Origin of the sequence: Sporosarcina sp. FSL W8-0480 (genome assembly GCF_037963765.1) — a bacterium.
Classification (GTDB): Bacteria; Bacillota; Bacilli; order Bacillales_A; family Planococcaceae; genus Sporosarcina.
The window spans coordinates 2,967,229-2,981,218 of sequence record NZ_CP150166.1 but is presented as its reverse complement, the minus strand read 5'-3'; the positions used below and the strand labels follow the sequence as shown (position 1 = coordinate 2,981,218).

The 13,990-nt window shown below is 41.8% G+C and carries 10 protein-coding genes; 4 read left to right on the top strand and 6 right to left on the bottom strand.

Annotated elements, in window-relative coordinates:
* Window positions 1–77 precede the first annotated feature (77 nt).
* The gene (locus NSQ43_RS15300) at window positions 78–1,724 is read right to left on the bottom strand and encodes a DUF4855 domain-containing protein (RefSeq protein ID WP_339251582.1); all 1,647 of its coding nucleotides are present in this window, start codon (window positions 1,722–1,724) and stop codon (window positions 78–80) included.
* Window positions 1,725–1,759: 35 nt separating this feature from the next.
* A complete protein-coding gene (locus tag NSQ43_RS15295; RefSeq protein WP_339251580.1) occupies window positions 1,760–2,410 on the bottom strand; it encodes a GGDEF domain-containing protein in 651 nt (216 codons plus the stop codon).
* Between the two features lie 137 nt (window positions 2,411–2,547).
* Here NSQ43_RS15295 and NSQ43_RS15290 point away from each other — a divergent pair, with 137 nt between their 5' ends.
* A complete protein-coding gene (locus tag NSQ43_RS15290; RefSeq protein WP_339251578.1) occupies window positions 2,548–2,976 on the top strand; it encodes a VanZ family protein in 429 nt (142 codons plus the stop codon).
* Window positions 2,977–3,158: 182 nt separating this feature from the next.
* The gene (locus NSQ43_RS15285; protein ID WP_339251577.1) at window positions 3,159–4,502 is read left to right on the top strand and encodes an S-layer homology domain-containing protein; all 1,344 of its coding nucleotides are present in this window, start codon (window positions 3,159–3,161) and stop codon (window positions 4,500–4,502) included.
* Between the two features lie 118 nt (window positions 4,503–4,620).
* Here the strand turns inward: NSQ43_RS15285 and NSQ43_RS15280 are convergent, their stop codons facing one another.
* Window positions 4,621–5,580 carry a nuclease-related domain-containing protein gene (locus NSQ43_RS15280; protein WP_339251575.1) on the bottom strand — a complete coding sequence of 320 codons (960 nt, stop codon included), beginning with the start codon at window positions 5,578–5,580 and terminating at the stop codon, window positions 4,621–4,623.
* Between the two features lie 1,639 nt (window positions 5,581–7,219).
* Entirely contained in the window at window positions 7,220–7,990 is a 771-nt protein-coding gene (locus NSQ43_RS15275; RefSeq protein ID WP_339251573.1) for a plasmid pRiA4b ORF-3 family protein, read from the bottom strand.
* Between the two features lie 159 nt (window positions 7,991–8,149).
* Between NSQ43_RS15275 and NSQ43_RS15270 the strand changes: the two genes are divergently transcribed.
* Window positions 8,150–9,949 carry a S9 family peptidase gene (locus NSQ43_RS15270; protein WP_339251571.1) on the top strand — a complete coding sequence of 600 codons (1,800 nt, stop codon included), beginning with the start codon at window positions 8,150–8,152 and terminating at the stop codon, window positions 9,947–9,949.
* 75 nt (window positions 9,950–10,024) lie between these two features.
* Window positions 10,025–11,443 (top strand): S41 family peptidase, encoded by a 1,419-nt coding sequence (locus NSQ43_RS15265; protein WP_339251569.1) that lies wholly within the window; start codon window positions 10,025–10,027, stop codon window positions 11,441–11,443.
* Window positions 11,444–11,523: 80 nt separating this feature from the next.
* Here the strand turns inward: NSQ43_RS15265 and NSQ43_RS15260 are convergent, their stop codons facing one another.
* Window positions 11,524–11,691, bottom strand: coding sequence for an acyltransferase (locus NSQ43_RS15260; RefSeq protein ID WP_339251568.1), 168 nt, complete (start codon window positions 11,689–11,691; stop codon window positions 11,524–11,526).
* Between the two features lie 546 nt (window positions 11,692–12,237).
* Window positions 12,238–13,857, bottom strand: coding sequence for a glutathione ABC transporter substrate-binding protein (locus NSQ43_RS15255; RefSeq protein WP_339251567.1), 1,620 nt, complete (start codon window positions 13,855–13,857; stop codon window positions 12,238–12,240).
* Window positions 13,858–13,990: the final 133 nt, after the last annotated feature.

Sequence of the window (13,990 nt, the reverse complement as noted above, 5' to 3'; positions counted from 1 at the left end):
GATTTATGGGAAAGTTCGGTCGAAATTATAAAAGAAGCCAAGTTTCCGAATGGAAATTGGCTACTTCAATTGAATCTTTACTTCATGAAATCCCACAATCCCTCATAAGCTTTTTGATAAGCATCACCTTTCATTGTGCCCATCCGATAAACCATTTCCGTTCCTTGGTAAAGGAGGAAGCCTTGTAAATCATAGAGTTTTGCAAACTCCAAATATGTTTCGAAGTTTGGTAGACCAGCCGCCATTTGGTGTGGGGAATAGGTGTCGATTTCCAATGTGATGCTGCTCCCTTTGATTTGCGCTTCGAGAAAAGCCTTGTGCAGCCTTGCTTTAGGATCACCAAGGTTTAGTCGGAATGTGTTCGGCTGCAAATAAGCCCCGTCGAAACCATAGTATTTCCAGTTATCGAAATTAGTCGTACGAGCATGCGGCGCATATATGAATTTCTTATTCAGTTTATGGATTGCTGCTGCCGTATCCGTAACTAACAGTTCATCTTCCGCATGAATGACCGTTTCATTTACCCAGTAATAGCCTGCAAATGTTAAGTTGGTGAATCCTGAGCGTTTCCATTGCTGCTCGACTGTTGAAATGTACCAGTTCACCATCTGCTTGCGAGCGGCAAGAGTATTGGGCAACTTTTTACCGTTAAGGTCAATCAAGTTCCCGTTGCGTTTCGGATAGGGAATTCCGATATAGACTTTTGCCTTTCTATTTGCTTCCACGGCAGCTCCATTCAGCGGCTGTAATGGGCCAGAAGGTGAGAAAAGCTTATCTGCAAACCATTTCCAGTCACTGTAATTCGCCAGGTTTTTAGGGGTTTCTTGAAATTCTCCATTTGGATATTGCCTACCTAAAACGACGAAAGTGTCGAAAAAGGTAGAATTTGCTTTGGCAAGGTAAGGAGCGAAGAACGCTTTGTCGAAATCCGCTTTTTCTGAACCGCTATAAATTAAGACACCATTTTTTATACCTGTAGCCCCTAAGTTTGCGGGCTTTTGCTCATATCTCATGAGTGAATTACTGACCGGATGAACCGTTGAACCTGATTGGCTCACTGCATAAGTTATCGCAGCAGTCTCATCCGTGAAAGTTTTTAATATGCGTCCATCCTTTTTCACACTATATTCATGTGGTTTATCGTAGACGCGTTTAAGGAATGTAGAAAATTGTGCGCGGTTAACAGCAACAGTCGGCTTGAATGTACCGTCTGAATATCCTGTCGTGATATCGTTTTCCGCAATCCCATCGATAAACTTGTAATACGGATTGCTCTTCGCCACATCTTTAAAGGAAGAAGTACCTTTTCCGTTGTAGCCATATGCAACGGCGAGTGCCTTAGCCATCTCATCACGAGTGAGTGGCTGATTCGGGTTGAAACGGTTTCCTGTAACGGTGAAGAAACCTTTATTCGCAGCTATCATCATTTCTGAATATCCACCCATAGTCGGCTTCAAATCAGTAGGTTTTACTTGAGGTTGTTGGATTGTTGGCAGCTTAAGAGCACGCACAAGCATGACAGCCGCGTCTTTTCTCGTTAAAACAGTAAGCGGTTTGAAAGAACCATCCGAAAATCCGCGTATGACCTGCTTGTCCGTCAAAAAACGAATTTCATCATGCGCCCAATGATCCGTTGGGACATCTTGAAAACCTTGTGCGGCTGCCGTATTTGCCAATAAAAAGAAACTGAGTATGAATGCTGTTACAAACTTTAGTGATTTCATTGTTTCTTCCTTTCTTGTTCATATGTTATATAATTTCAACCCGCTTGTGTGCACCGTGTTTTTTTATGCTTATACATCGCCTCATCAGCTTTTTGTATTAACCCTTGGAAACTTAGTCCGTCTTCGGGATAGATTGAAAAGCCAATCGATGCACTGATAGATGGAAAACTGTCAGATTTCTCCTCAAAAGCTTGGTGAAGATTATTAATATATTCCACCCTAAAATGATCGGTACAATCTGGTACAAGAATTAGGAATTCATCACCACCCCATCTTGCGACCAAATCCTTCTTCTCAACCGATTTTTTCAAGCGTGCAGCAATCTCGGTCAACAATTCATCGCCTTTATGGTGACCATATGTATCATTGATACCTTTAAAATCATTAATATCGATTAAAATAACTCCTAAACTTTTACCGTTTTTATCACAAACTTTAGTGGTTTTTTGAAAAAACCGTTCGATTGTCCGACGATTGAATGTATCCGTTAAAGGATCTTTTTCTGAGAAATACTTCACCCGATCAAACTGTTTACCACCCCAATAGGCTATGATTAAGAAAAATGAAGTTAAAATAAAAAAATCCGCTTTAAAAGGAACATCTAAATACTGGTGATAATAAAAATAACGCATTACGTTAAACAAACCGACGATGCTAAGTGCAATGATCCGACCATTGTATCTCAAAAATTTCACCTGTTTTCATATATTCATAAGGTATAATATACCACATTAAATATCCCCGTGTAGGAGTAATTAAGTATATTTATGTAATATAGGTCAATGCTGTTTTCGACGTAATTTTTGAAAGGTAGGTACTTTTCGTGTTCACACGGACTCTTACACTGATCTGGGTATTTTTCATATTAGTCGCAGGCTGTACATATAGCGCACATGCTTTTTTGTATGATCAAGTTATTCACTTCACTCCAAAACTTGACCCGACTTTCGCTGACTTGTTCATCACGACCGATTTTAATTGGACGAGCAGGTTCTTTTGGAAACAGAAATTCGGTCATATGACTGCTTTCGGAATCATGTATGTACTATTTTTAGGATCAATCCGAAAAGAAAAGAATGCCTTGATCATATGTATGCTTTTTGCATTGATTACGGAAATCGTGCAATTGTTTTTCGGTAGGAATGGAAGGTTATATGATATCGGCATAGATTTTGTCGGGATTTTTGTCAGTTATATGGTATGTCATTATTTATTACGGGGCTTAATTATTAGTAGGCAGAGTGAAGCGTAATTGTTTTATTGAGTAGAAAACCCACTACTTCATGGTGGATAATGTGAAATGGATACTCCTTCTGCAAATGAAGGGGTTTTTTATTGGGAGTGTGTATCCTTTTCATTCAAAATTCTACTATTTCCGACACTATTTGATGGTATACTATATTAATAGATAACTAAATAGAAAGAGGAGAAGAGATGAAAAATAGAATTCTGCGTAAGATGATGCTTTTAATGACGGTATTAATACTGACATTTTTGACCAACCAAATTGCAAAAGCGAATGAGCAAGTTGTTTTTCTCCCTAATAGCGCGGAAACGGGGAAAATTGTTCCTGGTGGTAAAGAGAGTACTTATTTGCTTCCTTTAGAGGAGTCCGGGACATTGACACTAAGCGTTGACTCGCGTATTGGTACAACGTTAATTACGCTTGAAGATATGTTAGGAAATGTGATTTATCAAGACAAATCGTATGATGGAACGATGCTTGAAGCTTCCAATTGGATCAGGTCGCTCGATTTGGAGAAGGGAACCTATCTTTTAAAAATTAGTGACGGTGCATATATCAAAAAAGAATCCGGTATTTTTACGGTGACGAATAAGTTTACCCCTGCGAAAAATCAGGAACTTGAACCGAATAATGCAATTGAACTTGCAAAGGATCTAAAATTAGATGTTGAGCCGCTTCGCGGGTTCATTAGCTTGAATGATACTGCAGACTTCTTCAAGGTTGAATTGAAAACTGCAGGTAAGCTGAAGTTGAATTTTAGTTCATATTTAGATGAAGTGAATATTTCGTTGCTCGATAGTAATGGAAAAGCATTGTTCAGTGAGCAGGTTAAAGGCAGCAAGAATGCTGAACCTGCGAAACTGAGTCAGCTTGCTAACTTGGAAAAAGGAACGTATTTTATCGGAGTAGAACAGGTTCGATATAGCGATAGCACGGGAGTTTATACACTCCAAGCATTGTTTGGAACTGTTGATAATGAGCCTAAACCAAATGAAAATGTTGGGCCGACACAGCCTTCTGCATTTTTAGATGTCGCGGATCGATACAAAGCAGCAGTCGACTATCTTGTGGCGAATAAAATTACACAAGGATTTTCCAAAACTGAATTTGGGGTCTATGCAAAAATTAAACGAGTGGATGCGGCAGTCCTGGTCGTAAAAGCATTAAATTTAGACACGACATTTGTAAAAGATGCAGGCTTTAAAGACGTACCGGCACGTGCAGCGAACGCGGTAAATATACTTGTTGAAAAAGGTATCATGGAAGGCGTATCGAAAACGGAATTCGGTATCAATGACGAATTGACACGAGGCGAAATGGCCTTGATTCTTTCAAGAGCTTACAAGCTTGACGGAGCCGATACAGCAATTGAATTTAAAGATGTCTCGGAAAAACACAGTGCGGCAGTAAAGGCACTCGTGAAGTACAAAATCACTCAGGGAATAAATGAAACACAATTTGGGACAAGCAACTCCATCACACGTGGGGATATGGCGATATTCATACACAGAGTGGAGCAATTGAAAAAGTAAGTAGGACACCCCCTTGCCGGATGGCAAGGGGTTTTTCATGATTTTAGGAAATCAACCCCGCAGTTTTATGCAATTATGAAAATTTAGTGATGGAGTGTGAATTGTTGGGATTATAATATCATCTGACAAAACTATTTAGATCATGTAAATGGTTGGCAGATTTCATCAAATCTAATTGTCTGTTACCCATTGTATAAAAAGTATGTGGAGGAACTCCGTTTCTTTGCAATTTTAAATCCCTGAAAATAACACTTGCGGAGGAATTAGAAGCTAATTCAAGAAACAGCCTGAGTTGTTTATTAGTTATTTTCGGTTCTATTAAAATAAACCAATCCTCGATTGATTTCCATAAAGCATTGGAATCTTTTTTTCTACACGTCATGCATACCCAGGAATGGCCACGCTTACGTGCCATTGCAATATTGCAAGTTGTGCAATGTACCCCTCTTTTTAAGTCATTGGGATCAATTGCATATCGATGGCAAGCAGGCATAGATGGCCAATTTATGCGTTGACTGTTAATTTGATTCACTATGGATCGTACTTGATTTTCGTCCTGTTGGTCCCTTGGAGGTAATAAATTTCGGATGTATCTCGGTAGCTGTTTCGCGTACTTAAGAGTGACATTTTCCGGAAAAACAGGAATATCAGTTTGGGTATTGGACATGACTAAAATCGCTTCAATGGGAATGTTAATGTTCCTCTTTCGAAGCCATTCCAGCAAACCATTCGTCGCGCGGTCAATTTGGTGAATGATACAATCGTACTTATCTACACGGCCATGAGATGAAACTTTAGTAGTTTTGCCGGTATCCTCGTCAAAATGTACAGTTCCGACATAATTTTTAATCTCTAATAGGAAAATCAAATTGGGAGATATGATCAAGGTGTCTATCTGTATACGGAAATGGGGATTTATCTCTAAAGAAACATCCTTTAGAACGTTGACTCCTTGGGGATAGGAGACTTCGTTTAACACGCGATCTACGTACAATTCGCCGGCATACCCGGCCTTCGCTTGGTGATATTTCTTGCTGATGGATTCATATTTCGGATGGTTGATTGGTAACCTGTCCAACAGTCGTTCGAGTTGAAACAATTCAAACGGAGGTTTACGGTTTTCGTGTATGGCTATTCATTCCTCTCGGGTTTAGTTTTTCGATAATTAATAATAGACTATCAGTTAAGTTAGAGTTGGGCAAGTATTTTGATAGTTTATGTCAGACGTTAGTGTTAATTGTAGAATAATGCTGTGACACCAAGCGTTTACGTTGTGATGCGGCGGGTTTATGTTGTGATGCGGCGGGTTTATGATGTGATGCGGCGGGTTTATGATGTGATGCGGCGGGTTTATGTTGTGATGCGGCGGGTTTATGATGTGATGCGTAGGGTTTACGTTGTGATACGTCGGGTTTACGTTGTGATACGACGCGTTTACATTGTGATACGGAGTTTATGTTGTGATATGACGTGTTTACATTGTGATACTGCGCGTTTACGTTGTGATACGGGGTGTTTACGTTGTGATACGGAGTTAATGTTGTGATACAGCGGGTTTATGTTGTGATACGACACGTTTACGTTGTGATACGGGGTGTTTACATTGTGATACGGAGTTTATGTTGTGTTACGATGCGTTTATGTTGTGATACGGAGTTTACGTTGTGATACGACGCGTTTACGTTGTGATACGACGCGTTTACGTTGTGATACGACGCGTTTACGTTGTGATACGACGCGTTTACATTGTGATACGGAGTTTATGTTGTGATACGGAGTTAATGTTGTGATACTGCGCGTTTACGTTGTGATACGGGGTGTTTACGTTGTGATACGGAGTTAATGTTGTGATACGACGCATTTACATTGTGATACGTCGGGTTTACGTTGTGATACGACGCGTTTACATTGTGATACGGAGTTTATGTTGTGATATGACGTGTTTACATTGTGATACTGCGCGTTTACGTTGCGATACGTCGGGTTTACGTTGTGATGCGGCGGGTTTATGTTGTGATGCGGCGGGTTTATGATGTGATGCGTAGGGTTTACGTTGTGATACGGAGTTAATGTTGTGATACGACGCATTTACATTGTGATACGTCGGGTTTACGTTGTGATACGACGCGTTTACATTGTGATACGGAGTTTATGTTGTGATATGACGTGTTTACATTGTGATACTGCGCGTTTACGTTGTGATACGGGGTGTTTACGTTGTGATACGGGGTGTTTACGTTGTGATACGGAGTTAATGTTGTGATACAGCGGGTTTATGTTGTGATACGACACGTTTACGTTGTGATACGGAGTTTATGTTGTGATACGACACGTTTACGTTGTGATACGGGGTGTTTACATTGTGATACGGAGTTTATGTTGTGTTACGATGCGTTTATGTTGTGATACGGAGTTTACGTTGTGATACGACGCGTTTACGTTGTGATACGACGCGTTTACGTTGTGATACGGGGTGTTTCCGTTGTGATACAGCGCGTTTACGTTGTGATACGACGCGTTTATGTTGTGATACGGCGCATTTACATTGTGATACGGAGTTTATGTTGTGATACGTCGGGTTTACGTTGTGATACGGCGCGTTTACGTTGTGATACGGAGTTTACGTTGTGTTACGACGCATTTACGTTGTGATACACCGCATTTACATTGTGTTACAAGCACCTGTCACCTATATAGGTGGCAGGCGCTGCGATAATTCAAAGCATATAGTCTTCCAATTCTTCTTCAATTTCATTTCCAAGCTCTTTTAAGTTAGCGTTCACATAATCGATATTGAATGCTTCTTTATCAAATTCTCCGCCAAGCCAATCCAAAAGATGTGTTTTTTCATCCGTATCGGGTCCTTCCAATGTCGCCAACATTGATTCGAACCCTAAAATGCCGCCACAATCTTCAGGTGGACAAGCACGCTTTCCTTTCAAACAGACGGGTACCTGACGTTCTTCATCAGCCGGAAGGATCTTTTCAAGTACAATAGTATGTTGCCAATCATCCCCGAAATCGTACGTATATTGGCACTTATCGCCTTCCTTTACCATGAGCTCAGCAATCATTGTATCGGTGGCATCCAATTTGGGACGCGCAGGTGCGAAGAAACTGTTAAAGGAGTCGTCATCTTCCGCTTCGGGATCGATAATAAAATCACCGTATTCGAATAGATATAAATGGTAGTTGTCCCACCCCATGGCTTCTTGTATGACAAGATGCAGCTCCTCGAACGTGTAATATCCAGGGATGACAATTCGTCTCCAAATCGGGGGCTTCGATCCTTTTAACGTCACTTTCAATTGATAATGCTGATGAGGTGCATCCATATCCATAATTCCGCTCATAAGTAAGTCCACTTCTTCTCCACCAACGAAAGCCATAATTTCTTCAAGTCTCTTCTTATCTTTAATGGGGAATAAGTCATATTCATCCGAATTCCGTATGGTCAACAACATGGCTCGAATTAATTCATTGATCATATAAAAACCTCCTTTTTATTGTAAGTCTAACATGGATTGATTTATTTTTAGTGATATCTATAGGAACTCTTTTTTTGATAGGGAACTTCGGGAATGGTAAACTATTATAGAATTGATAGAGTCTTAAAATTATTGAGAAATCAAATTGGGGGAGTATTCATGTCAGATGAAGAAAAGGTATTGTTGGATTTTCTGAAAGTTAATTCTGCGTATGAAGCGAAGGTTATTCCGGGAACGGGGACGTTTACATTTTTATCGAAACTTACTGGAATTCCGCAAGTTTGGACGTTGGACCCAAGTGGGGAACCGATACAATTTATCGAAACACATGACCGTGTTTTGAGTGTGTATCATTCGCCAACCGGTGATCGGACGGTAGTGGGTATTGACAGTAAGGGGAATGAAAAGCAGCAACTTTATATTGTTGGGCCAAACGGGAAGGATCTTGAGGTGCTTGTGGAATCAAAGGACCATTTCCATTACGTCGGGGGTTGGTCAAAGGATGGTCGTTATCTTTCTTATTCCAGCAACCGTCGTCATCCTGGTCAGTTCGATGTGTTTATCATCGATGTAGAAACCCGGGAAGTGGAACAAGTATTTACGCATGATGCGAACTGCACCCCGCTTGGATGGTTTGAAAATGAATCCCTTTTTGTCAGCATGATGGAGACAAATATTGATCGAATCATTTATCTTGTAAATACCCGGACAAAGGAAAAAGTGCGCCTTGGGAATGAAAATGTGCTTGCTCGAATGAACTCGCCAAGGGTGGGGAATGGCGAGGGTTATGTCCTTACGGATACGAACGAAGATACAGTTCACTTATGTAGTTTCACGTTGGGCAACCCCGGACATCTTGAAAAACTGCTCCATTGGGAAAAATGGGACATGGAGGAAATTGCGCTTTCTCCGGATGGTGACTTGCTATCCTTCACTCTTAATGAAGGCGGCATCACGAGACTTGGGATTTATTACCCAAAAACGAATACTTATGAACTGATTGATACACTTCCTGACGGTGTTATTGGTTCAATGTCATGGCTGTCGAATGACTCGTTTTTATTCACAATGAAGACTCCGACGAACCCGGGGGATATTTGGAAATATACATTGACGACGAAAGAGGCGGAGCGCCAGACGTTCATCGGGCAATCGGAAACTGTCGGCAATTATTGGAGGGAGCCAGAACTGCATACCTTTAAATCTTTCGATGGTTTGGAGGTTCCATATTTCTTCTATAACCAGGATTGTGATCAGTCGAAGCCGGCAGTCATTTACGTGCATGGCGGTCCTGAAGCGCAGTCGAGAGCCGAGTATAATCCAGTTTTACAATATCTTGTCTATAAAGGATTTGCGGTTGCTGTTCCGAATATTCGGGGAAGCAATGGATATGGCAGGGCATATTTGAAATTGGATGATGCGGACAAGCGTCTTGATGCGGTGGCGGATTTGGCGAGTTTGGCGGGGGCATTAGTCGATTCCCATCAAGTACTGCCAGATAAAATTGGCATCATGGGTAGGAGTTACGGCGGGTTCATGGTGTTGTCTGCGTTGACTCAGTATCCGGATCTATGGGCAGCGGGTGTCGATATCGTCGGCATGTCCAATTTGAGGACTTTCCTTGAGAACACAGGGGAGTGGAGAAGGTATTTGCGTGAGTATGAGTATGGATCACTCAAAGAACATCGCGATTTCTTTGAAGAAACTGCACCGATGAATCTAATGCATAAAATCACCGCGCCGTTATTAGTGTTCCATGGAAGGAATGATTCACGTGTTCCGGTCAGTGAAGCGGAGCAGATTGTAGCGGATTTGAAGAAAATGAATCGGGAAGTCGAAATGGTCATTTTCGAAGATGAAGGCCATCAGACGGAAAAGATTGAAAATCATATTACGATGCACACGAAAACGGTTGAGTTTTTTGAACGATATCTGAATGCAAGATTGAAAGTTAATTAACATATTTGGATGAGCTGACCTATTCTGGTTGGCTTTTTTTCTACCGGTCTACCAATTTTAGTAAGAGAAGATATAATGAAAGGAACATCACCAGGAAATGAGGATTTTGACTTGAATAAAAGATATATGCAGCCTTTCATAGCATTAATCGCTCTTCTATTTGTCATGATGCCGTTCACTACGGCAACCGCGGCGGAGCCGTTGGATGCGATTCGACAGTTGATACAAGAATATTATGTTGATGAGGTCCCAGATGAAGTACTCTTGAAAAATTCAGCAAAACAGATTGTTGATGGATTGGATCCGTATACGGTTTATATGACGAAACAGGAATATGAGGCTTTTATAAATGGAATCGAGCAGCGTATCGTTGGGATTGGTGTTGTTTTGGAGGAAAGTGATAAGGGCGTGAAGGTGATTTCGGTAATAAAGAATGGCCCCGCTTTCCAATCAGGTCTGCTTCCGGGTGATATTATCACAAAGGTGGATGGCATATCATTGTCAGGGAAATCTGTCCAAGCTGCAATTCCGTTGATTGGCGGGGAGGAAAACACGACAGTAACTTTGACGATTGAACGCGATAATAATCTGTTTACTAAGACGATTCAACGTGCGGAAATCCATTTGCCGTCGGTTGAGTCGGAGATGCTTGGAGGAAATATTGGGTATATCCGGTTGAATAGCTTCGCGACTAATTCCGCGAAGGAGATGGCAGAGGCGGTTCGATCTTTTGGCGATGCCGAAGGATTAATTTTAGATATTCGGAATAATGGTGGAGGCTATATTACAGCTGCACAGGAAATTGCCGGGTTTTTCCCAGGTGTAAAGCAGGCATTCCAAATTCGTGAGAAAAATAAAACACCAAAAATCTACCCTTCTGTGAATCAGGAAACGAAGATTGAGAGCCCCGTTTCATTGCTGATCAATGAATACAGTGCAAGTGCGTCGGAAATGCTTGCCGTCAATTTGAAAGAACAAAATGCTGCGAAGATTTACGGGAATACTTCTTATGGAAAAGGCACGGCTCAATCAATGTTCTCTTTCGAGGATGGAAGCGTTTTGAAATTGACTACTGCGCGATTTTATTCACCAAAGGGGATTGAGGTTGATAAAGTCGGTGTAACGCCGGATGTGGTAACAGCTCCAAATGAAGAAGTGAAAGCTGCACATTATGACCATCTTCTGTCGAAATTTGCAGGGTATACACCATTTCCAGAGATGGGAAATGTGAAAACGACTAAGACATTCACAGTCCGCATGAGTAAGGAAATGGATTGGAGCCGGATGGACAAGTCTGGAATTCAATTAGTTGAGCTTGGTGGAAAAGAGGTTGGAGTTCGCATCTCTGTGAAGGATGATAGAACTTTGGAGGTGACCCCCGTTTCACCGCTGATTTCGGGTAAAGAGTATCTGTTCGTCGTACATCCACTTTGGAAGGATAAGTCCGGGGTTATGATGAGAAAAGGAATCTATTTGAAATTCACAGTTGAATAGTGTTTCAAAGTGGGAAGTCAATCAGGCGCGACTTGGATGACCTCCCTTTTTTATTCCCCTATCGGGATTGCGTTTTTGGTTTAATAAAACGTTTGAATTTCCCAGCAAAATTCACAAGCCCGCCCCAAGTTCTCCTTTGTGAACGGATCGCGGTAATAAGCTTCAAACCCGCCGCATACTGCACATTCTACTTCATGAATGAGCTCACGTTGTCCTAAAAGTTTATCGAGTAAATTTTCAAAGTTCAATTTATCCTCACTCCCTGGATTTTGGTGTTAGTTAATTTATATACAACGAATTGAGAATTATGCGATTTGGACGGCGTAGGGTGAATTAAAATTTGTTGGGAGAGAGGTTTACGTTGTGATGCGGGCGTTTTACGTTGCGATACGAGCGAGTTACGTTGTGATGCGGGCGTTTTACGTTGTGATACGAGCGAGTTACGTTGTGATGCGGGCGTTTTACGTTGTGATACGATGGTTTACGTTGTGATACGCCGTTTACGTTGTGATACGAGCGAGTTACGTTGCGATACGTTCGTTTTACGTTGTGATACGCCGTTTACGTTGTGATACGAGCGAGTTACGTTGTGATGCGATCGTTTTACGTTGTGATACGCCGTTTACGTTGCGATACGAGCGAGTTACATTGTGATACGCCGTTTACGTTGCGATACGATCGAGTTACGTTGCGATACGCCGTGTTTACGTTGTGATGCGAGCGAATTACATTGCGATACATCGCCAACAACAAAAAAAGAATGCCGCCCGCGGGCGGCATTCTTTCGATCCATCTTACTCCTCTACAAACTGTACATTTTTCAACTTATAAATACCATCTGTACCGATGGAGAAGCCACGGATTTTGTTGCTGACGCCTGTTAGATACTCAGTGTGGATTAAGTATGCCATTGGGGCGTCTTCGATTAGGTGTTCCTGAATTTTATTGTAAATCTTGATACGCTCATCCGGATCGGATTCGCGGCGGCCTTGCTCAAGAAGTTTGTCGACTTCTGAGTTCTCATAGAATGAACGGTTTCCTGGGTTCCCCTTTTGTGAGGAGTGGAATAATGCGTACATTCCGTAGTCCGCGTCGCCAGTCGGGTTGGACCAGCCAAGGATGAACATGTCATGCTCTCCATTTGCAGTCTTTTCGAGGTAAGCACCGAATTCCATTACTTCGATGTCCACTTCGACATTTACTTTTTTTAGCTCGTTTTGAACAAGAACTGCGATTTGTTGACGCTGCGGATTGTCATTTGTCCAGATTGAAGATTTGAAGCCATTTTCATAGCCTGCCTCTTTCAACAGCTTTTTCGCTTCTTCGACATTGTACTCAATTGGTTTCGCATCGTCATTGAAACCGAAGATTCCAGGTGCAAGAGGGCCTTTTGCAAGTACGCCGAATCCGTCGTATACCCCTTCACTGATATCTTCTTTATTGATCAACATGGAAATTGCTCTACGAACTTTTGGATCGTTGAATGGTTCTTTTTCCGTGTTAAAGCCAAGGTATGCAAGGCTGGATGAAGCCTTTTGATTTACTTTTGCATAGCTGTCAGAGTTGATGCCAGCAACTTCGTTCGGCTGGATTGGATCAGCGATGTGAACGTGACCTGTTTGAAGATCAGCATTCCGTACAGCACTTTCAGGGATAACCTTGAATGTAACTGTGTCTACATGCGCTTTGTCGCCCCAATAGTCATCATTGCGGACAAGTTTGATTTGATCGCCTGGAGTCCAGCTTTCAAATTTGAAGTATCCTGTTCCGACCGGATTGATAGAAATGACAGATCCGGCTTTCACGTCGCCAGTCATTGCCGCATAATCAGCCTCAATGGACTTCGGGCTCACCATGCCGCCACCGTTATGTGAAAGGTGAGCTAACAAAGGCGCGAATGGATATTCAGTTTTAATCTGTACAGTATGTTCATCTTTTACGATAACATCTGTAATCATTTCAAATAGGAAGTAACGTGGTGACGCAACATCCTTATCGCGGATACGGTCAAGGTTCGCTTTAACTGCTTCCGCATTGAAAGGCTCGCCATCATGGAACTTGACGCCTTTTCGTAGTTTGAATTCATAAGTTGTATCATCGATTGCTTCCCAGTCTTCTGCAAGGCCAGGGATAATACTATTGTCATCATCGCGGTTAACAAGTGTTTCGTAAATATTTGCTTGAACTACTGAAGATGGCACGTCGTTGGAGCCAGCTGGATCCAAAGAAGATGCATCCGATAGAACTGCAAGGACCAGGTCCCCGCCTTCGATCCCTTTCCCTTTTCCTTCATCAATGTCATTCCCCGATCCCTTATCCGAAGATGAACCGCCACCCCCAGAACATGCAGCAAGAATCATTGACAAGGCCAGAGCAAGTACAAACAGCCACTTCACTTTGCCATTTTTCTTCATATTTGTTCCCCCCGTATGTTATTCCCTACTGCATCTCTATTAGAGTAATAGAAAATGCAATAGTTAGTTGCAATATAGCATATAACCTAAAAACAAACAATCAATTTCAGAATAATTTGCATTGTCTAATATT